Origin of the sequence: Dorea sp. 210702-DFI.3.17, assembly GCF_020560825.1 — a bacterium.
Lineage (GTDB): Bacteria > Bacillota > Clostridia > Lachnospirales > Lachnospiraceae > Dorea > Dorea formicigenerans.
This window is the reverse complement of the sequence record NZ_JAJCNB010000009.1, coordinates 25478-47541: the sequence shown is the minus strand read 5'-3', so window position 1 is coordinate 47541 and position 22064 is coordinate 25478. Positions and strand designations below refer to the sequence as shown.

Genomic DNA, 22064 nt, shown 5'->3' with positions numbered 1-22064 from the left:
CTCAATCAAAATCGTTGGATTCTCCGGCGGATACCGCCCGATACAACAGATCTCCTGCAGACGGAAGAATTTCCTGTCTGAAGTAGCATCAGTATAGCACACTTTTCCACATGGGAAAAGCACAAATTTTCATTTTCCATCATAAACTATATCAAATCTGTCTCGAGGTGCATTTCTTGAAATCTTTCCCCCTTCCCCTGACTGCTTCTGAAGAACAATATTACCTGCAAAAATATATCGAGGGCGACTTAAATGCCAAGCATATCCTGATTGAGCATAATCTCCGGCTCGTAGCTCATATTGTCAAAAAATATCAGGCAAATGTAGAAGAAGCTGAAGATTTGCTTTCCATTGGCACCATCGGGCTGATCAAAGCAGTCGTTACATTTAATCCGGAAAAAAACGTACGTCTCGGAACTTACGCTGCACGCTGTATTGAAAATGAAATTCTGATGCATATGCGTGCCAGAAAAAAAACTTCTCGGGAAGTCTCCCTTTATGAACCAATCGGCACGGACCGGGAAGGCAACGAAATCCAGCTTTTCGATGTAATTGAGACAGACGATCAGGAGGCCCACCGGAAAATCGAGGAAAAAGATGATATTTTGAAATTATATCAACACGTAGAGTCTAAATTATCCACCCGGGAACGTCTGGTCTTAAAAATGCGCTATGGTCTGTATAACGAAGAAGAATATACACAGCGCGAAATTGCAAAGCTTCTTGGCATCTCCCGCTCCTATGTATCCAGAATCGAAAAGAGCGCTATTGAAAAACTGCGTGGGTATTTTTAATACTTGCGCAGTCTTCTTTTTTCCTGTACTATATTAGGTATAGGGTGTGGTATATATTATGAAAGATATATTGAAAAAATCTATATTTTACAGTTTCGCAATTGCTTTAACTTCGCAGCTCAGTATTAACTGGTTCACAGCAAACTTTAAAATATCCATTGCAGTCGTTATTCTGGCCGCTTGTGGATTATTAATGTCCAATTTCCCACTGATTCCGGTTACATTTTTATCCGCAATCGGTGTATTTTCTATGCGTATGATCGTCTACTGGATCACCCACGGGCACTGGACGAGTCCTTCTCACTATATGCCGGAGATAGCTTTCTATCTTTGCTACGGACTTCTTCTACATCTGTATATCAGACGGTTTGATCACTTGTCGGCTGCTACTCACGAAAAGCGGAACCTGACACTGGGAGCTCTGATTCTGATCGATTACTTGGCAAACTTTATCGAGCTTCTCGTACGACTGGAACTCAGTTCCCTTGTGCTTCACATGCAGTCCGGAATCTTTCTGGCTGCTGTTATGCGTTCCTGTCTCACATGGCTTGTCATGTTGCTCTTTGAAAAATACCGGATCTTTTTAATTAAGAAAGAACATGAGGAACGTTATCAGAAACTGGTACTTCTCTTCTCCAAACTCAATGGGGAAATTGTCTGGATGAAGAAAAATACTACATTAATCGAAGAAACTATGAATAATTCTTACCGGCTCTTTGAAACACTGCGTGACTCAGGTGCCGATCCTGCCCTTGCCTCTTCTGCGCTTACTACTGCAAAAGATATTCACGAGATAAAGAAAGAATATCTGTTGATCATGCGTGGAATTTCCGAAGCACTGGAACAGGAACTGGAAAATGACGGTATGTATCTGGAAGAAGTGCTCTCCCTTTTAAAATCTTCCATCACCAATCTGGCGGAATCACAGGGAAAGACACTGAATCTTACTTATGAATATCAGAAAAATTTCTATACTTCCAGCCACTATGCCCTTCTTTCCATCTTCCGTAACCTTTTTGTAAATGCTTTGGAAGCTTCGAAGACTGACACAGTTAATCTTTCTGTCACAGAGGTCATCGAAGATGGGCAGGCTATTTTTACCGTTACTGATGACGGCCCGGGAATTCCGGCTGAATACATAGGAGAAGTATTTAAGACTGGATTCTCAACCAAGATTAATTTCCAGACAGGGGAAGTCAGCCGGGGACTTGGGCTGAATCTGGTACAAGATCTTGTAGAAGGGGAATTACATGGAACAATTGGTCTGACCTCTGTTCCTGGTCGGACAGTTTTTACCATCTGCATTCCTTTAAATGAATTGGAGGTAATGTCAAAATGATGTCTTTCTATTTTATAGACGATGACAAAAATATTTGTAACATTTTGAAACTAATTATAAATGAACGAGGACTTGGGGTATGTTGCGGCAGTGCTAATAATGCGGCTGAAGCACTGGAAGATCTTCCTTCAGCTAAACCGGATATTGTAATTGTAGATCTGCTCATGCCTGAGATGGACGGAATCAGCTTTGTAAAACAGGCTCGAAAAATAGTACCAGATGCATCTTATATTATGCTGTCTCAAGTGTCCTCCAAAGATATGATTGCTTCTGCCTATGAAGCCGGGATTGAATTCTTTATCCAGAAACCAATTAATAGTGTGGAAGTAGAAGCTGTCATCAAAAAAGTTTCCGATGGCTTATCTATGAAACGAATGGTCCGCAAAATGCAAAACATTTTTATGGAAGATACCAGCCCTGCAACTGTGACTGTACCTGACAATAGTGAGCAGATTGAGAATTCCCTTCGCACGATCCTTACAAGAATCGGTATTATCGGGGATATTGGCAGTAAAGATATCATTTCTATCGTCAAATATCTGGTCGACCACCAGGATCATGCTGACTCACTGACAGTTAGCGATCTGTGCAGCCGCTTCTGTGATACACCGAAATCTATGGAGCAGCGCATACGCAGAACAGCATTTAATGGCCTTGTAAACCTGGCTCACCTTGGTCTTGAAGATTATAGTAACGAAATTTTTGTAGACTATTCCAGCACATTATACAATTTTGAGCAGGTTCGCAGAGAAATGGATTTTATACGTGGAAAGACTGATAAGCACGGCAATGTAAGGATTAAGCAGTTTTTGAACGCATTGGCCTCTTATTGTCAATAATGCACAAAGTTATCGTGATTTGTTAAATTTTTAATGGTATTTTGACACCATTTGATACTTTTTGTAACCATGCTTATATATTAATCTCATCAATAAACACGGCGATGTTATTAAAATAACAAATCAAAGAAATGTGAGGTACAAAGTATGGTAACAATTTTATCTGGTGTAGGTTTACTACTCGTCACTCTGGCAGTCTTCTCTATTTTCAGTCTGAAGATGCCAAAAGGATCTCTTGCAATGGGCGGTATGGCAGACGCAGCCGTTGCAACATTCCTTGTTGAAGCAATTCATAAGTATATTTCCGGTGATCTGATTGGCATTGCATTCTTACGTGAAGTTGGAGATATCTCCGGAAGCATGGGCGGCGTTGCCGCAGCTACTCTTGTTCCAATTGCAATGGGTGCTAACCCGTTATTCGCAGTTGTAGCCGGTGTTGCTGTTGGTGGATTCGGAATCCTTCCTGGATTTATCGCAGGTTATGTCATCGGATTCATCGCTCCGATTATTGAAAAGAAACTTCCTGTTGGAATTAACATTATTGCAGGAGCACTTGTAATTGCTCCAGTTGCCCGTATTATTGTAACAGTTGTTGATCCTGGTGTAACATGGATTCTGTCACACATTGGTGCTACTATTTCTGCTGCTACAGACCAGTCTCCAATCGTTATGGGATTCCTGTTAGGTGGAATGATGAAGATGATCTGTACATCGCCGCTTAGTTCTATGGCGCTCACAGCTATGTTAGGACTGACCGGTCTTCCAATGGGTATTGCAGCCATCGCATGTTTTGGTGGATCCTTTACAAATGGACTTGTATTCCACAAACTGAAACTTGGTAACAAAGGTAATGTGATCGGCGTTATGCTTGAGCCATTAACACAGGCTCCAATCGTTACTTCTAACCCGATTCCGATTTACGGTTCTAACTTCTTCGGAGGTGGATTTGCCGGAATTTCAGCAGCAGTATTCCACATTGTGAACGATGCACCTGGTACAGCATCTCCAATCCCTGGACTGTTAGCACCATTTGCATTTAACCCGGTTCAGAATGTATTACTTGCTCTTCTGTTCGCAGCTATCGGAGGAAGTGTTGCAGGACTTGTAGGTGGAACAATTTTCAAACACATTCGTATGAAAAACGGAACTTACGAGAAAGCATCTGAAGCAGCCGAAAAAATGGCAGAAGCAGAGCTTGAGCCTGGAATGTAAGTATCGCACTCCATCGATATTGACATTGATACATATTAAAAAAGATGCGCTTCGCCAGCGCATCTTTTTTTTATTACACAAGAAATGAAATTCATGATATTCTATGCAACAAGTTCTCATTTACCGCCTTACTGAACTTCTGGCTCCTGCCTGCGCAAAATATCATATGGACTTGCCTGACCGCCTTCTAACTCAATATAGAGCACTTGTTTAGAATGTGGTGCACTCTCCTGGTCTTCACCTTCTTCGTTGATAATCCGTTTGACTGTGACTTCTACATTTTCTCCATCCGGTTTCATAATCTCAATTGTCTCACCGACTGAGAATTTGTTACGTTGCTCAATCTTGCAGCGCCCGTCACAGATTTCTCCTACAATTCCAAGATAAGTATATTCTTTTACATAAGTATTGCTGTCATAGATCTGGCTCTCTTCGGTTGGTTTTCCAAAGTAAAATCCTGTAGTGAACTGACGATAGGTGCAGTTAGATATCTGATCCAGATACCAAGGCATGTTATCTCTGTATTTCTGTGGATCTTCCAGATAGTCATCTATCGCTTTGCGATAAGTTCTTGCAACTGTTGCAACATAAAGAGCCGTTTTCATACGCCCTTCAATTTTAAAGCTGTCGATTCCGGCATCGATCATTTCCGGAATATGCTCGATCATGCATAAGTCTTTTGAGTTGAAAATGTATGTTCCACGCTCATTTTCATAGACAGGCATATACTCTCCCGGTCTCGTCTCTTCCACGATGGAATATTTCCAGCGGCACGGATGCGTGCATGCTCCCTGATTTGCGTCACGACCGGTAAAGAAATTACTAAGCAGACATCTTCCGGAATATGATATACACATTGCTCCGTGAATAAAGCTTTCAATCTCCATCTCAGCCGGGATCCTTTCACGGATTTCTTTGATTTCTCTCAAGGATAATTCTCGGGCAGATACTACGCGGGAAGCTCCCTGCTTCCACCAGAACTGATAGGTCGCATAGTTCGTGTTATTCGCCTGCGTGCTGACGTGGCGCTGAATCTCTGGGCAGATTTCCTTTGCCAGCTCAAACACACCGGGATCTGCGATAATAAGCGCATCCGGTCCAACTTCTTTTAATTCTTTCAGATACTCTTCTACTCCCGGAAGATCATCATTATGCGCAAGAATATTGACCGTCACATGTACTTTTACACCATGTGCATGCGCAAATTCCACACCCTTCTTCATATCTTCCATGGAAAAATTCTTTGCTTTCGCACGAAGCCCAAATGCTTCGCCACCAATATATACTGCATCTGCACCAAACATAACCGCAGTCTTCAATACTTCCAGACTGCTGGCCGGGATTAATAATTCCGGACGTTTCTGACTCATACTTCTCTTCTCCTTCTCTTTTTATTAATTTTCTATTCTTCTTAAATATCACTGCTTAAATATCTATCACTATTTAAATATCACTGCGCTTTACACTTAATGCCACGCCGTCTCCCAGTGGAATAATCGATGTCTGCAACTGATCATGATGCTTTAACTCATAGAGATATTCCCGCATACGGCTGTGAATAGTCCGGTTCCTGCGCTCCACCGCGAATCTGGATTCAATAATATCACCTTCCTGCAGCACATTATCTGACACAAGCACTCCATCTGTCCCAAGAAGCCGCATAACTTCCGGAAGGTAATGAATGTACTGCCCTTTTGCCGCATCCACAAATATCAGGTCATACGGCCCTTCCAGGCCATGCATCACTTCCAGGGCATCTCCCTCAATCAAATCAATCTGCTCTTCCTTCCCTGCCCGTTTAAAATTCGCCCGGGCTATCGGAATTCGTTTATCATAATTTTCTATTGTTGTAATATGCCCGCCTTCCGGCATATATTCACTCATAAGAATTGACGAAAAACCAACCGCAGCTCCTACTTCCAAAATCCGCATCGGTCTTTTGATCATCAGCAGAACCTTCAGAAAACTCTGCATTTCCTTCCGGATAATCGGCACACGGTCTCTTAAAGCTTCCTGCTCAATCGCTTCAATTACCGCGCTTTCCGGCACCTCCAGCGACCGGATATAAGTCACCATCCGCTCATCTACGATCATTTACAACCACCTCTCTCCTCAATCAGGGACACCCCACCTCGCAATTGGAGACACCCCTCTTCGCAATTGGGGACGTAGCACTTCTTCAAAGTACTACGTCCCCTTTTAAATAAATATCACTTTATACATCCATAATAATCGGCAAAATCATCGGACGACGTTTTGTTTTTTTCCAGATAAATTCGTTCATTGTATCGCGGATCACTAATTTTATCTTGCTCCAGTCAGCATTTCTCTGATGATTCAGGCAATCTTCTACTGCGTCAGTTACGACTTGTCTTGCCTCTTCCATAAGATCTTCTGACTCACGAACATAGACAAATCCACGGGACACAATATCCGGTCCTGCCAGGAGTTGGTTGCTTCCGCGCTCTAACGTCAGGACTACAATCATAATTCCGTCCTCTGCCAGATGCTGTCTGTCTCGAAGTACGATATTTCCCACATCACCGACACCAAGTCCATCTACAAGAATCTCTCCCGTATGGACTTTATCTACGACTTTTGCCTCTTGTTCACTGACTTCCAGTACGTCTCCGGAATGAAGCATGAAGACATTCTCTTTTGGAATTCCAAGAGATTTTGCCAGGTTCGCATTCGCCTTTCTGTGACGGTACTCACCATGTACCGGTACTGCATACTTTGGTTTGACCAGTGAATAAATCAGCTTTAATTCTTCCTGACACGCATGTCCGGATACATGAGCATCCTGAAAGATAACATTTGCACCTTTCTCAGACAGCTCATTGATAACTCTGGATACGGATTTCTCATTTCCAGGGATCGGGTTAGAGCTTAAAATAACTGTATCGCCTGGCATGATCGTTACCTTCTTGTGAATGTCTGCCGCCATTCTGGAAAGAGCCGCCATAGACTCACCCTGGCTTCCGGTCGTAATCAGAACCGTCTTCTCCGGCGGATAATTCTTAAGCTGGTCAATCTCGATCATCGTGTTCTCCGGAACATTCAAGTATCCAAGTTCCTGTGCTACCTGAATGATATTCACCATACTGCGTCCTTCTACCACAACCTTACGGTCATACTTGCACGCTGAGTTGATGATCTGCTGTACACGATCTACATTAGACGCAAATGTCGCAATGATGATTCTTGTATTCTGATGTTCTGCAAATATATGATCAAAGGTAATACCTACCGTACGTTCAGACTGTGTAAAGCCTTTTCGTTCTGCATTGGTACTGTCTGACAAAAGTGCCAGTACTCCTTTTTTTCCAATCTCTGCAAATCTCTGAAGATCGATAGCATCTCCAAAGACTGGTGTATAATCTACCTTAAAGTCTCCTGTATGCACAACAATTCCTGCCGGGGAATAGATTGCAAGTGCTGCTGCATCCTGGATACTGTGGTTCGTCTTAATAAATTCTATCCTGAACTGTCCAAGGTTGATAGACTGTCCATGTTTTACTACTTTTCTTCTCGTTGAGCGAAGCAGATTGTGCTCTGTCAGCTTCTTCTCTATAATACCCATCGTAAGCTTTGTTGCATAGATTGGGATATTGATCTCCCGTAAAATGTAGCTTAATGCTCCAATATGGTCCTCATGACCATGCGTGATAACAAATCCTTTTACTTTCTCAATATTGTTTTTCAGGTATGTCACATCTGGAATAACAAGGTCAATTCCAAGCATACCGTCCTCTGGGAATGCCAATCCGCAATCCACAACAATAATACTGTCTTCGTACTCGAAGGCAGTAATGTTCATTCCGATTTTCTCGAGTCCCCCGAGTGGAATGATACGCATACTTCCAATATTCTCTTTTTTCAAGTTTACACCTCCACGTAATTACAGACCCCCAGTGTAACAAAGGGTCTATTTCTGTTTCTTTCTACATTCACTGCACTGTCCGTAGAACTTTAATTCGTGGTCTAACACATGAAATCCTGTCTCTTCCTCTATATGCCGCTCCAGTTCATCCAACAGGTCGTCTTTAAAAGGCAGTACTTTTCCACATGTTTTACATATCAGATGGTGATGATGGTGCTTTCCTGTGCCATCCAGCGTTTCCCCGATCTCATAACGCACACATCCATCATCCAGATTAATACGATCCACCAATTGCATTTCCAGTAACAACTGCACTGTTCGGTAAATGGTTGCCAGCCCGATCTCCGGGTAATCTTCTTTTACGAGCTCATAGATATCTTCAGCAGTCAGATGTCTGTCCTTATTCTCTGCAAGAACCTGCAGTACAAGCAGTCTCTGATTCGTCACTTTAAGCCCTTTTTCTTTTAACTTTTTCTTAAAACTCTCCTGACTGACATAATTCATTACCTTTCAATTTCCACATCTTCCAGAAGTTCTTCAAAAACTCCCATTATCCCATTCAGTTCTTTTTCATCTTCCACAAACTCATAGATTGCCTCGGATGATTCCTCCGGTGACGTGTCTTTTAAAATCCAACATTCTGCATCGTCTTCTTCCGAATCCGTGACAAGAATATAAGATACTCCATTTAACTTTGTCTGCTCCAACACAAAAAACTCTTCATTTTCCTGTGAATCTGCAGACGCAAATGTAATCTTTTCCATAAATCTTCTACCCTTCTTTATTCAGGTGTGCGGAGTCCAGGTATCCCTGCAATATAAAAACAGCCGCAATCTGGTCAATATACTTCTTGCGGTCTTCTCTTCTTACCTTATTCTCGATTAAAGTCCGCTCTGCTGAAACAGTAGTCAGACGCTCATCCCACATCACGACCTCAAGGCCGGTCCGTCGTCCGATCATCTCACCAAATTGCATAGATTTTTCCGCCCGATCTCCAATATCATTGTTCATATGCTTCGGAAGTCCGAGCACAATCTTCTCAACTTCATACTCTGCCACCAGTTCCTCGATGCGGGCACATGTCTTCCGAAGCTTGTTCTCGTCCTTACGGCATATAGTCTCTACAGCCTGCGCAGTTATCCCCAAAGGATCACTGACAGCCACCCCGACTGTACGCGAGCCGTAGTCCAGTCCCATAATCCTCATATATATTATCCCCACTTATTATGCTCAATATACGTCTTGAACATCTCTTCAACCAGCTCATCCCGTTCCATCTTCATAATCAGACTGCGGGCACCATTGTAACTGGTAATATAAGTCGGATCACCTGACATAATATAACCTACGATCTGGTTCACCGGATTATACCCTTTTTCCACAAGAGCCTTGTACACAATTTCAAGAATATCTTTTGCCTGAATCTGTGGTGCACTCTCTACCTGAAAAAAATGTGTATTGCCTAATTCTTTCATACTACTCACGTCCTTCACATTACTTTGTAATTATTCTCACATCTTCATAATTACATTTCTTCAATCTTATTCTAACCTATCATTTGTCAAAATTCAATGAATTATTTGCTTTGTATCTTCGATTTTAACATTTTTCAGTTGATTTGATAGATTTTCTTCTGTTTTTAAACCAATTTTAACATATTCTTTCGTATGCCCGACCTGGTAAATGCCGTCTTCCGTCTCAACTGCCTCTTCCATCAGCACTTCCTGTGTCGTTCCAAGGAGTTTTTCTTCATAAGCTTTCTGTTTTCTATGTCCAAGCTCGATCATTTTCGCGCTTCGCTCACTTTTTATTTCCTCCGGAACCTGATCCGACATCACGGCTGCTTTTGTTCCTGCTCTTCTGGAATATTTGAAAATGTGTGTCTCATAGAAATTCACGCGGTCTACAAAATCCATGGACTCGGCAAACTCTTCCTGTGTCTCCCCCGGAAATCCTACAATCACATCTGTTGTCAGTGCCGGATTGTGGAAATATTTCCGCAAAAGATCACATTTTTCCATATATTCTTCTGCACTGTAACGACGATTCATACGCTTCAGGGTCGCATTGCAGCCACTCTGTAATGACAGATGAAAATGTGGACACATCTTCGGAAGTACCGCAATACTGGAAGCAAATTCTTCTGTAATGATCCTCGGCTCCAGAGATCCAAGCCGGATTCTTTTAATGCCGTCAATTTCATGTACTTTCTGAATCAGTTCCAGAAGGCTCTCCCCGGTATCAATTCCATAAGAACTCAGATGGATTCCTGTCAGCACAACTTCTTTATATCCAGAAGCTGCCAGTGTCCGCACCTCTTCTAATACATGTTCCAGGTTACGGCTTCTGACACGTCCTCTCGCATACGGAATGATGCAGTAAGAACAGAACTGATTGCACCCATCCTGGACCTTGATATACGCGCGGGTATGCTCTGCTGTATGGGTGACCTGCATCTCCTCATATTCTTTCTCATGGTTGATATCAAGCAGCTCTTTTTTTACTTTATGCTGAGCATTGTAATACTCGTCCAGAATCGCAATCAGGTCTTTCTTTTTATTATTTCCAACTACGATGTCCACACAAGGGTCGATATCTTCTCCTCTTGCCTGCACATAACAGCCTGTCGCCACAACTACCGCATCCGGGTTCATTTTCCGTGCTTTATGAAGCATCTGCCGGGATTTGCGGTCTGCAACATTGGTGACTGTACATGTATTGATAATATAGACATCTGCCCCTTCTTTAAATGGCACGATCTCATATCCATTCTGCTCCAGAAGCTCCTGCATAGCCTCTGTCTCATATGCATTTACTTTGCAGCCCAGATTATGGAGCGCAGCTTTCTTTTTCATTTTACACATTCCTTTCAAAATATTTGGTAATTTGTTTCTTGACTTTTATCTGTCATACTTTTAAGATAGAGATGATAGAAGTATGATAAATAAGGAGGTAACGTACAATGAAAACTGTACAGGTTTATTTAAATTCAATCCAAAAGGTGAACTCTTTTTCTCACGAGCTTGAACAATTCGACAACGACTTTGATCTTGTTTCCGGAAGATATATCGTAGACGCTAAGTCTGTTATGGGAATCTTCAGTCTGGATCTGAATGAGCCAACAACTCTGAATATCCACGCAACAGATTCTGAGATGGGTCCTATTCTTGAAGCAATCAAGCCTTATATTGTAAGCGAAGATCCTAAGTAGGATTCAGGCCAAAAAGCATATATCAAAAGCAAAGCAGCAAAGATAACAGGGCAGTTCTTCCTTTCGAAGGGCTGCCCCTTTTTATTTCACTTTTTCTATTTCACTTCAATGATCTCTGCTGTATCTAACGCTGTCTGCATAAGTTCATCGATCTTCTCTGCCAGATTCTCCTCAGAACGGCGGATAACCTCGATATTCGGCTTTGTGACCGGATGCTTTGCCACGAAAATGGTACAGCAATCCTCAAATGGAAGAATGGAGGTCTCGTAAGTATCGATCTTCTCTGCCACATCTACAATGTCCTGCTTATCAAATCCGATCAGCGGACGATATACCGGCATCGTACATACATCATTCGTTGCAGCCAGGCTCTGCATAGTCTGACTTGCCACCTGTCCGATACTCTCTCCCGTCACCAGTCCAAGGCATCCATCACGTCTTGCGAATTCTTCCGCAATACGCATCATATAGCGGCGCATAATAATAGTCAGCTCGTCATGCGGGCATTTGTCATAAATATACAACTGAATATCTGTAAAGTTCACAACATGTAATTTAATCGGTCCGGAATATCTTGCCACAATCTTCGCAAGATCAACAACTTTTTGCTTTGCACGCTCACTTGTGTACGGCGGTGCATGGAAATAAGTTGCCTCAAGACCAACTCCTCGTTTGGATACCATATAACCTGCGACCGGACTGTCAATTCCGCCGGATAACAGAAGCATAGCGTTTCCATTGGTTCCTACCGGCATTCCGCCTGCTCCTGGAATAATCTCAGAATAAACATAGATTTCATTTCTCACTTCTACATTTACCAGTACATCCGGGTGATGTACGTCTACTTTGATCTCCGGGAACGCATAGAGAATCGCCTCTCCAAGGTCACGGCTTATTTCCATAGAGTTCTTCGGATATGACTTTCTGGCACGGCGTGACTCTACCTTAAATGTAAAGTTGCGGTCCGGATACATCTCTGCCATATAAGCTACCACGTCTTTTTTCAATTCCTCGAAACCTTTATCCTCCATACGGACAACCGGGCAGATTCCGACCAGTCCGAACACTCTTTTCAAATGTTCCACCGTATCCTCGTAATCATAATCACCCTCACAGTCCACATAGATTCTTGCCTGGGATTTGTGGACATCAAAGTTCCCGTCTACATCCTTTAACGCATAACGCACCTGTCTTACAAGAGCATCTTCAAAAAGATAGCGGTTCTTTCCTTTGATACCAATCTCCCCGTATTTCAATAAAAATGTATGAAATCTCATCGATCTTCTCCTCATTTATCTCTAATGTCTGGTATATTTTCTAAGCATCGGTACTATATTATACAGAGTATCTAATGTATAGTCAATCTCTTCCATCGTATTAAACTCAGAAAGACTGAATCTAAGCGTTGCATCCAAAAACTGCTGACCGGCTCCGATTCCTTTTAACACGCCACTGATCTGCGGATGGTTGGAAGCACATGCAGAACCACTGGATACATAGATGCCTTTATCTTCCAGCGCATGCAGAAGAACCTCGCTTCGGATTCCCGCAAATCCAACACTGATAATGTGTGGCGCACTGGTCTCATCATAAAGACCATGGATGGTCGTATCCGAGATCTGCTTCACGCCTTCAATAAAATGCTCCTTCATCGCACGCATCGCTGCAACTTTTTCATCCAGATTTTCATAAATCATCTTCGCAGCAAGACCAATCCCTGCAATTCCAGGTACATTTTCCGTACCGGAACGGACATTTTTCTGTTGTTCACCGCCAAATACGATTGGTTTTATCTTCACATGTTCATCAATATAAAGCACTCCGATTCCTTTTGGTCCATGAATCTTATGTCCACTGATGGAACACATATCCACCTTCAGGCGCTTCGGGTAAATGTGATACTTTCCAAATCCCTGCACGGCATCCACATGGAACAAAATGTTCTTATTATACGCTTTTACCATGCTGGCAGCCTCCTGGATCGGCTGTACGGATCCCACCTCATTATTCACATACATCACAGATACAAGGATCGTGTCTTCACAGAGTGCATCCTTCAATGCATCCAGACTGATTCTTCCAAAGCGGTCCACCGGAAGAAATGTAACACGAAATCCTTCCTCTTCCAGATAACGCATCGTATTAATGATCGCCGGATGCTCAATTCCGGATGCGATCAGATGATTCCCTGCTCTTCGGTTCGCTTTTGCTGCCCCGATCAATGCCAGATTATCACTTTCCGTACCTCCGGAGGTGAAAAAAATTTCTTTCTCCTGCACCTTTAAAAGCTTTGCAAATGTCTCTTTCGCTTCTTTTATATATTTTTCAGCCTCCACGCCCTTACGGTGCATGGAAGATGGATTTCCATAATCTTCACACAATACCTTACGGACCAGATCTCCCACTTCTGGGTATGCCTGGGTCGTCGCAGAATTGTCCAGATATACTTCCTTCATTCTATCTCACTTCCTGTTTTCTTTTTTCCAATAACAGTTGTTCACTGTCTCTTCTTATCATCAATATATGTCCCTGCAATTTAATATGTAACTTGCTCCAGTTGAAACATCAGCACAGACAATAGCGCAAGTCCCGCTGTCTCTGTCCGTAAAATACGCTTTCCGAGAGTTATGACCTGACCGCCCGTCTCACATGCAAGCGCAATCTCATCCGGATCAAATCCGCCTTCCGGTCCGATAAATATTCCAACAGACTGTCCCGGCTTTATGGACTGTATCAGTTTCTTTGTGTGATCCATACCTTCTGCACACTCATAAGGCACCAATACAACATCCAAATCTTTTGCCATCTCAAGGGCTTCCTTATAAGTCTTCACAGACATCACTTCCGGCACGATTCCCCGCCCGGACTGTTTGGCTGCGCTGGCTGCAATTGTATTCCAACGCTCCACTTTCTTCGCCCCTTTTTTCGCATCCAGCTTCACCACACACCGCTTCATGGAGACCGGGACTACCGCATAAATTCCAAGCTCCACACATTTCTGCACGATCAATTCCATCTTCTCCTGCTTCGGGAGACCCTGAAACAGATAGATTTTTGATGGGAGTTCCGCATCTGAAGCTTTCGTCTCTACGATTTTCAACTGCACCTGCTCCTCTTCAAAATCCCGAACCTGGCAGAGATATTCTTTTCCCTGACCGTCACTGACCGTCACTTCCTCACCAATCCGCATACGGAGCACATTTTTCATATGATTTACATCAGTGCCTTCGATCCGGATTGTTTCTTCCGATACCTGAGAGGCATCTACAAAAAAATGCTGCATTTTCTCTTTACTCCTCTAGGCATTCTTTCTTGCTACAACAGATACCCACTCGCCCTGGTGATTCACTTCCAGAAGTTCCAGCCCGGCAGCCTTCACAGCTTCTACTACAACATTTTCTTTATCTTCGATAATTCCACTTGTAATATATACAGCACCCGGCTTCATCTGATGAATGATGACCGGCGTCAGCGGAACAAGGACATCTGCCAGAATATTTGCTGCTACAATATCATATTTTTCATATCCAACCGCATCCTGAACAGCCTTATCGTCAATGATGTTTCCAATCATGACCTCATACTGATCCTTGCGGATTCCATTCACTTCCATATTCTCGTGAGTCGCATCAATGGCGCATGGATCAAGATCTGTTCCAAGAGAATGCTTTGCCCCGAACTTAAGCGCCAGCATTCCAAGAATCCCGCTTCCACAACCAACATCTAAAATCTCCGTCTCGGATGTCACATATTTTTTCAACGCCCGGATGCAAAGCTGTGTCGTCTCATGCATACCTGTTCCGAATGCTGTACCCGGATCAATATGAATGACCATCTTGTCGCTGTCCTCCGGCTTTACTTTTTCCCAGGATGGGATTACAAGAATGTCGTCTATATAGAACTGATGGAAGTACTGCTTCCAGTTGTTGACCCAGTCTACATCTTCCGTCTCAGATTCCTCGATGGTGCACTCCCCAACATCAAGAAATGCACGCATATCTTCCAATTCTTTTCTCACGTTCATAAGAACCGGCGCCACATCTTCTTCCTCATCCAGATAAAATGTCAAATATGCTGTCCCGTCATCATCTGGAATATCCGGCAGAATATCCACGAACATCTGCTCCTTATCCTGTTCTGTAAGCGGAATCTTATCCTCAATCTGCACACCTTCAATTCCAAGATCTGCCAGCATACTGCTCACAATGTCCTCCGCCTGTGTCGTTGTTTTTAAACGAAACTGCTTCCATTTCATAATACTTTCTCCTTCTTTGCGTTCATTATCTTCCTTTGATGATACCCGGTTTCTAACCTCGTTATCATTTATTTCATTTCTTTTCTTACAGCCTGTAACGCCGCATCCACTACATGATGCATATCCATATAACGGTAAAGTCCCAGACGCCCTCCAAAGATTACGTTCTCTTCCTTCTCTGCCAGCTCTTTGTATTTTGCATAAAGTGCTGTATTCTTCTCATCATTGACCGGATAATAAGGTTCGTCCCCTTTCTTCCATGTCACCGGATACTCTCTGGAAATAACGGTCTTCTCCTGGGTTCCAAATTCAAAATGCTTATGCTCAATGATTCTTGTATATGGAACTTCATACTCTGTATAATTGACCACCGCATTTCCCTGATAATTGTCTGTATCCAGAATCTCTGTCTCAAAACGAACCGTACGATATTCTAATTCACCAAAACAATAGTCAAAATATGCATCTACAGGTCCAGTATACACTACTTTTTTACCGAGTGGGCGAAGATTTTCTTTTTCTTTCAAATAATCCACATTCAAACGGACCTCCGCGCCTTCCAGCATCTTCTCAATGATCTGCGTGTAGCCTCCCACCGGAATCCCCTGATAAAGGTCATTAAAATAATTGTTATCATAAGTCAGGCGGACCGGCAGTCTCTTAATGATCTCCGGCGGCAGCTCTGTCGCACGCCTTCCCCACTGCTTCTCAGTGTACCCCTTGATCAGGATCTCGTAAATATCTTTTCCAACCAGGCTGATTGCCTGCTCTTCCAGGTTCTTCGGCCCCTTTACGCCATATTCCTTCACCTGTTCCTCAATCTTAGCCTTCGCCTCTGCCGGTGTGATCACACCCCAGATCTTATGAAATGTATTCATATTGAACGGCATATTGTACATCTGGCCTTTATAATATGCCACCGGGCAATTCGTATAACGGTTAAATGTTGCAAACTGTCCAATGTAATCCCACACCTCTTTATTACTTGTGTGGAAAATATGTGCTCCATACTGATGCACCTGGATTCCTTCCATCTCTTTTGTATAAATGTTTCCACCGATATGCGAACGCCTCTCTACAACGAGGCAGCTCTTTCCTGCCTTCATAGCCTCATGGACAAAGATTGCTCCATAAAGCCCAGACCCTACAATAATATAATCGTACATAACCCCTCCTGCAGCCTTTTAAGTTCCATTTATTAAGAGAGGAATGCATCTTACATTATGCATTCCTCCCTGGTTACTCATTTCACTCTTATTAATCCAGATCAATATAATCTACCTGGAATGTGTCATCCTTCTCAGAATGGCTGCGTCTCTCCTTCGGACGCTCACTGAGCAGATCATCTAAATCATCTACCATATCATCCTCTTCTTCCTCATCCATCACAAATGATTCGAAGTTCTCATCTTCATATAAAGACATATCCGTAATGGTATTAAAATCATCGAATTTCACTGTACGAAGCGGTGCTTCTCTGACTTCATCAAATTCCTCTTCTTCAAAGTCATCATCTGCATAATCATCTTCGTCATCATAACGCTTGCTATCATAACGATCATCATCGCCATCATCGTCAAATTCGTCAAATTCGTCATCATCGTAGTCATCAAAATCATCTTCGTCTACGACTTTTTTCTTTTTGCCTTTTTTCGGAGCCGGCTGAGCTTTCTTTTTATTTTTCTTCTTCGGAGCCGGTTCCGGTTCTTCCTCTTCTAAGTCAATTCCATACTCATCATACAGATCATCCAGCTCAATATCACGGTTACGAAGCTTCACACGAACCACAATCAAACGGATAATGAGAAGAAGTAAAATAACAATAAAGATAATCGTAAATACTTTAAAATGTCCGTCAATCACATTCTGCATCTTGTCAAAGAAGCCATTTGCCTTTTTCTTAGCATTGCTTGCTCCGGTATCCTGCTTTACATCACATCTCTGATACGTATTCTCCTGAGAATCATACTCGTAGAAATTCTTCGTACCATTGTTGTTTACAGCATACATCAGATAAAATCCATCTTTGTCATTATCCTGCCATACAGGGAATTCCTGTCCGTTCAGCGTCAGTGTTGTCTGCACATAATTAGATGGCAGCTTCACACTTGTATCACTTAACAGAACAATCGTTGTTGTATCGGAAATATCAATCTCTTCATATGGTGCAAATGTTGCATTTGAATCATCATATAAGAAGAAATTGGAATTACCATCCGCTGATGTCAGATAAGCAAGGTAAATACCATTTGTCTCGTTATAAGCCATTGGGCGGTCAGCGCCCTCATAATTCATTGTTGTCTTTGTAAATCCTGCCGGAACAGAAGCTTCTACAAAATCACTCAGCGTATAAGATGTACCATTCACCTCAACTGTAACATCGCCACTAGCTGCTGTGTCAGCACCTTCTGCTGCCTGAGTATCATTCACGATCTTAGAAGGATCTCCGGCAGCGATTGTCACTGTAGATTTCCCTTCTGTCAACTTAACCTCTGAACCAGAACTGGATTTCACATCCTGAGATGCTACCGTAATCTCTGTAGAACCTTCTTGCAGTGCCTGGAATGTCATGGTAAATGACACTTCTGAAGAACCACCATCTCCTGAGTATGTCAGGGTTCCATCGCCACCGGTCACTCCATCTCCGGAATTAAACTTCAATGCACTGGCATCATAAGAAAGTGTTACTGATGAACTTCCAAGAGATCCACTGCTGGATTTTAAAACACATTTTACGTCTACCATATCTCCCACAGCCGTACTCGGATCTGCAAAAGAAATTCTACCGCCAGCTGCATGGGATGTCAGTGTCACGCTGGTAGCCAGCACACATACACAGGCAACTGCAGCCAGTACTTTCTTTAAAAACTTCATGTACTTTACCTCTTTTTTCTATAGTTTCTGTATTTTAAGAATGGTTATACATTATTCTGCACTTTCACCACCGGAAGATTCTCCACCACCGGAGCTACTTCCACCAGATTCACTTCCTCCACCGGAACTGCTGCCACCGGAGCTGCTTCCGCCAGATTCACTTCCGCCACCGGAACCGCTGTTGCCTGAACTACCGCTGCCGGAGCCGCCGCCTGATCCGCTGTCTGATTTACTGCCACCGGAGCTTCCACTGCCAGAGGAATTGCCGCTACCGGAGCTTCTACTTGAAGTTCCTGAAGATTTATTGGAACTGTTTCCTGATGAACCCTTAGAAGAACTGTTGGAGCTGTCATCGTAATAACTGTCATTATCTTTTGTTGTACCTTTACCAACATCAGTTGCTTTCTTTTTAACACCTGCATCAATACTCAGCACAACATCTGATGGGGTGTAGCCATCATCTCCAAAGAAGAATTGATGAAGCTGTTGCACATCTCCTGCTAAATCAGTAGGAAGTACGGAACTTCCAATTCCACTTAATGTTCCAGTTGATTTATTAAATGGGAATCCCGTAGTTTCTCCCAATGTATACTTTTTAAAATCTTTTGCATAAGAAAGAATTTCCGGTAATGTAAAGTTAGTACCTACCTCTGCAAATACGTCGTCTGCAATTTTATTGATTGTTGCAAGATTAGCTGCCTGTAATTTTTCTACAATCTTCTCAATCACAAAGCGCTGTCGCTCAGTTCTTTTGAAGTCATCGCCTTTCGCGTAACGAATACGACAGAAAGAAGTAGCCTGAACACCATCTAGATGATGCACCCCAGCACCAACCAGGTCTTCTTCAAATGGACGTCCTGTTACTACAGCAGTCTCATCACAATACATGTTCGTATACTTAACTTCTTCTTCTGTAAGTTCAATATCCAGACCACCAAGTGTATCAATCACATCAATCATAGCATTAAAATTCACTGCAACATAATGTTCAATATTCAAATCCAGATTTTTGTTCAACAGTGCAACTGCCTCTTCTACTCCTCCAAAGGAATATGCTGCATTCGCTTTATTGTATGTACCATCTGACTGTTGCAAAATCGTATCACGATATACGGAACTAATCTTTACTTCTCCAGTCTCCTGATTCAGGCTTGCGATCATGATTGTATCACTTCTGGTACCTTTTCCCAAAGAAGCCTCTCTGGAATCCACTCCAAATAACGCAACATTTAAGTATCCCGTCTTATGTTCTACTTCTTTATTAATTTCCAGCTTATTCACATCTAGCTTCTGGACTTCCATCTTGTCCACCTTGCTGGTCACATAAGCAGCTGCTGCTGCTCCTCCACCAATCACGAGTACTAATAGTATGCTAACAGCAATCACACCTATCTTCTTACCTAACGACCAGGTAGAAAATCCTCTTTTTTTTCTTCTACCTCTATGTACCTTACGATTACTTCTTCTTTTCTTAGCCATCGAAACTTCCTTTCTTTGAACAGAATTAAACAGATTAATAATATCCTATTTTTTTACAAATTTCAACAGAAATTATGTTTCTTAAGATTTTTTCCAGTATTTTGGACTTGATGTACATTTTAATACGAGCCATTTTGGTAATTTTTCATATCTCTTTCCTAAGAAATATCCCATATATTTACATCCTGACTGATATATCAAATTCCATATTCTTAAAGGTTGTCTGCTCCGGATCAGGTATTTTGCAGTCGCTTTTACCATACGGATTCCTTCTCCTTCTGACGGAACTCCTTCAAACACTTCCGGATGTTGCGCCTGTGACACTGCAAGATCAAAATTACGATGAAACTGTTGGTTTCCCGTATAATTATGTGAATGTATCACTTTCGCTTCTGCCACATATGCCACCTTATCTCCAGCTAATATCCTCTTTCCGGCAAAAATCATATCTTCATTAAATATAGTTGGATCTTCAAATCCTCCTGCACTCAAAAGATAGTTTCTTCGATAAGCTGCACATACATCTGAGCAAAAAAATGTTTTAATTCCAAGCTGTGATAAATCAACTTTTGATTTGATTCTGCTTTTTTCCGGGTAATTAAACCTTCTTGTATATCTTTCTATTATATTGCAATCCTCTCTTGGCAATTGTCTTCCATATGCAATCCCAATCTCTGGATTACTTTTAAATATTTCCACAAATCTTTCGATCAACTGATTATCTGCCGGAATCGCATCCTGCGTCATATAGAGAACAATATCTGCCTGTGAAATACTAGCTCCCATATTTCTTGTTCCCCCATGATCAAACTCTTCTTGTCTGATGTGAGTAACTTCAATCTGATATGGTTCTGATTCAAGCATTTGTGGAAATTCTCCTACTTCCGTATTAATTATGATAATTTTATGAATCGGATATTCCTGCTTTTGTAACTTGCTAATTAATTGTCTAAACTCACTTCCCGGTCTGTATGTTGGAATAATTACATCCACCTGCATTTAAAAATCCCCTTTATTTACTATTTTGCTTTTCTGAAGTGTCCGATTCTTCTCCTCCACTCTTATAAGTAAAGTCTGTAGTTTCTTTATAAGTTTCCGGATCAACCCCTGTCAATTCTATAATTGCATCATTTGCTTCTTTCACTTCATCAGAAGGATCATAATCTTCTTTTCCAAATAAAAATTGATGTAATTCTGTTACATTTTTAGCCAATCCAACTGGAGCGACATAAGACCCTTTGTGTCCTTTTACATTGTCACATGTTGTCACTTCAAATGGGAATCCAGACATCTCACTAAGTTTGTAATTTGTTGCTTTTGATGCAAGCGCCAGGAAATTACCTGTTGTCAGATTTGTAGAAATCTGTGGAACGATTTCATTAATCAACTTGTTCAATGTAATCACGTTTGCACTCTGTGCTTTTTCAACTATTTTTTCTAATACAATTCTCTGATGATGTGTTCTCTCAAAATCCATTCCACTTGTATATCGAATTCTCGTATACGCTACTGCCTGAATACCATCTACGTGATGTGTTCCTGCTCCTTTAAGTCTGGAAGTTTCACGACCTACTACAATTTCAGTTTCATCGCAATACATATTGGTATATTTAATTTCATCTTCTGTAAAATCGAGATCAATTCCGCCCAACGCATCTATAATATCTGCCAATGCATTGAAGTTGACGCTGATATATTTTTCAATATCAAGATCTAAATTACGATTCATAAGCGCAATTGCTTCGGCTGGTCCTCCCATACGGTATGCAGAATTAGCTTTCTGATATTTCCCATTTTCCTGTTTCAAAAGTGTATCTCGATAGAGTGAAATTAATTTCACCTCATTGGTCTTATTATTAATACTGGCTATCATCATACAGTCACTCTGTACTCCGCCATCCAGCTCGCCTTCTCTGGAATCCAGACCAAATAATGCAATATTCGTATAATCTCCTGTACTCTTATAAATATTAAGATCATCTGTGTTCAGCGTAGTCGTATCCATCTTATCCATAACGAACATTCCATAAGCTACAACTCCAAGACCTGCCAGGATTAATAATTCAACCATAATAATGATGATCCTTTTTCTGCGTTTCTTTTTAAGCCTGCGTTCACGTTCCAATCTTTGCTGTCTTTTATTCAATCTCTTTCTATCCATACTTCCACTCCCCTTAT

At 42.0% G+C, this 22064-nt stretch carries 22 protein-coding genes; 5 read left to right on the top strand and 17 right to left on the bottom strand.

All coding sequences use genetic code 11. The annotated features are described in order from the left end of the window. Positions 1-176: 176 nt before the first annotated feature. The 4 genes from sigK (at position 177) to LI149_RS06905 (ending at position 4184) form a co-directional block, all read left to right on the top strand. Positions 177-794: an RNA polymerase sporulation sigma factor SigK gene (gene sigK / locus LI149_RS06920; protein ID WP_227143135.1), complete on the top strand. Its 618-nt coding sequence runs from the start codon at positions 177-179 to the stop codon at positions 792-794. A 58-nt stretch (positions 795-852) separates the two neighbouring features. Beyond that, complete coding sequence (locus tag LI149_RS06915) at positions 853-2133, top strand: HAMP domain-containing sensor histidine kinase (RefSeq protein WP_227143134.1); 1281 nt, start codon at positions 853-855, stop codon at positions 2131-2133. Further along, positions 2130-2972 (top strand): response regulator, encoded by an 843-nt coding sequence (locus LI149_RS06910; RefSeq protein WP_005331664.1) that lies wholly within the window; start codon positions 2130-2132, stop codon positions 2970-2972. Before LI149_RS06915 ends, LI149_RS06910 begins: the two co-directional genes overlap by 4 nt. Positions 2973-3119: 147 nt before the next feature. Next, entirely contained in the window at positions 3120-4184 is a 1065-nt protein-coding gene (locus LI149_RS06905; protein WP_227143133.1) for a PTS sugar transporter subunit IIC, read from the top strand. Between the two features lie 128 nt (positions 4185-4312). Here LI149_RS06905 and LI149_RS06900 read toward each other — a convergent pair whose 3' ends face one another. The 8 genes from LI149_RS06900 to mtaB all read right to left on the bottom strand — a co-directional run bounded on the left by LI149_RS06900 (position 4313) and on the right by mtaB (position 10922). Continuing rightward, positions 4313-5554: a U32 family peptidase gene (locus tag LI149_RS06900; RefSeq protein WP_005331671.1), complete on the bottom strand. Its 1242-nt coding sequence runs from the start codon at positions 5552-5554 to the stop codon at positions 4313-4315. A 73-nt stretch (positions 5555-5627) separates the two neighbouring features. Continuing rightward, a complete protein-coding gene (locus LI149_RS06895) occupies positions 5628-6278 on the bottom strand; it encodes an O-methyltransferase (RefSeq protein ID WP_005337843.1) in 651 nt (216 codons plus the stop codon). 121 nt (positions 6279-6399) lie between these two features. Beyond that, positions 6400-8067, bottom strand: a complete 1668-nt coding sequence (locus LI149_RS06890; RefSeq protein ID WP_040015345.1) for a ribonuclease J — start codon at positions 8065-8067, stop codon at positions 6400-6402. A 45-nt stretch (positions 8068-8112) separates the two neighbouring features. Next, entirely contained in the window at positions 8113-8571 is a 459-nt protein-coding gene (locus LI149_RS06885; protein ID WP_227143132.1) for a Fur family transcriptional regulator, read from the bottom strand. Further along, positions 8571-8831, bottom strand: coding sequence for a DUF1292 domain-containing protein (locus LI149_RS06880; protein WP_005331675.1), 261 nt, complete (start codon positions 8829-8831; stop codon positions 8571-8573). Before LI149_RS06880 ends, LI149_RS06885 begins: the two co-directional genes overlap by 1 nt. Positions 8832-8838: 7 nt before the next feature. Next, positions 8839-9273, bottom strand: a complete 435-nt coding sequence (gene ruvX, locus LI149_RS06875; protein WP_005331678.1) for a Holliday junction resolvase RuvX — start codon at positions 9271-9273, stop codon at positions 8839-8841. 5 nt (positions 9274-9278) lie between these two features. Beyond that, positions 9279-9542, bottom strand: coding sequence for an IreB family regulatory phosphoprotein (locus LI149_RS06870; protein WP_227143131.1), 264 nt, complete (start codon positions 9540-9542; stop codon positions 9279-9281). Positions 9543-9635: 93 nt separating this feature from the next. Further along, a complete protein-coding gene (gene mtaB, locus LI149_RS06865; RefSeq protein WP_173785573.1) occupies positions 9636-10922 on the bottom strand; it encodes a tRNA (N(6)-L-threonylcarbamoyladenosine(37)-C(2))-methylthiotransferase MtaB in 1287 nt (428 codons plus the stop codon). A gap of 107 nt (positions 10923-11029) precedes the next feature. Between mtaB and LI149_RS06860 the strand changes: the two genes are divergently transcribed. Then, positions 11030-11278: an HPr family phosphocarrier protein gene (locus tag LI149_RS06860; protein ID WP_005331686.1), complete on the top strand. Its 249-nt coding sequence runs from the start codon at positions 11030-11032 to the stop codon at positions 11276-11278. Between the two features lie 95 nt (positions 11279-11373). On the opposite strand, the gene thiI is transcribed toward LI149_RS06860, so the two are convergent. The 9 genes from thiI to LI149_RS06815 form a co-directional block, all read right to left on the bottom strand. Then, positions 11374-12555 carry a tRNA uracil 4-sulfurtransferase ThiI gene (thiI, locus tag LI149_RS06855; RefSeq protein WP_005331688.1) on the bottom strand — a complete coding sequence of 394 codons (1182 nt, stop codon included), beginning with the start codon at positions 12553-12555 and terminating at the stop codon, positions 11374-11376. A gap of 21 nt (positions 12556-12576) precedes the next feature. Then, complete coding sequence (locus tag LI149_RS06850) at positions 12577-13734, bottom strand: cysteine desulfurase family protein (protein WP_227143130.1); 1158 nt, start codon at positions 13732-13734, stop codon at positions 12577-12579. Positions 13735-13814: 80 nt separating this feature from the next. Beyond that, positions 13815-14561: a 16S rRNA (uracil(1498)-N(3))-methyltransferase gene (locus tag LI149_RS06845; RefSeq protein ID WP_227143129.1), complete on the bottom strand. Its 747-nt coding sequence runs from the start codon at positions 14559-14561 to the stop codon at positions 13815-13817. Between the two features lie 15 nt (positions 14562-14576). Further along, a complete protein-coding gene (prmA, locus tag LI149_RS06840) occupies positions 14577-15533 on the bottom strand; it encodes a 50S ribosomal protein L11 methyltransferase (protein WP_227143128.1) in 957 nt (318 codons plus the stop codon). 68 nt (positions 15534-15601) lie between these two features. After that, the gene (glf, locus tag LI149_RS06835) at positions 15602-16699 is read right to left on the bottom strand and encodes a UDP-galactopyranose mutase (RefSeq protein ID WP_227143127.1); all 1098 of its coding nucleotides are present in this window, start codon (positions 16697-16699) and stop codon (positions 15602-15604) included. 91 nt (positions 16700-16790) lie between these two features. Then, the gene (locus tag LI149_RS06830; protein ID WP_227143126.1) at positions 16791-18407 is read right to left on the bottom strand and encodes a hypothetical protein; all 1617 of its coding nucleotides are present in this window, start codon (positions 18405-18407) and stop codon (positions 16791-16793) included. Between the two features lie 51 nt (positions 18408-18458). Next, on the bottom strand, positions 18459-19886 hold the full coding sequence (locus LI149_RS06825; protein ID WP_227143125.1) for an LCP family protein: 1428 nt from the start codon (positions 19884-19886) through the stop codon (positions 18459-18461). Between the two features lie 81 nt (positions 19887-19967). Then, a complete protein-coding gene (locus LI149_RS06820; protein ID WP_227143124.1) occupies positions 19968-20885 on the bottom strand; it encodes a glycosyltransferase family 2 protein in 918 nt (305 codons plus the stop codon). A gap of 13 nt (positions 20886-20898) precedes the next feature. Further along, positions 20899-22047, bottom strand: coding sequence for an LCP family protein (locus LI149_RS06815; protein WP_227143123.1), 1149 nt, complete (start codon positions 22045-22047; stop codon positions 20899-20901). Between the last annotated feature and the right edge of the window lie 17 nt (positions 22048-22064).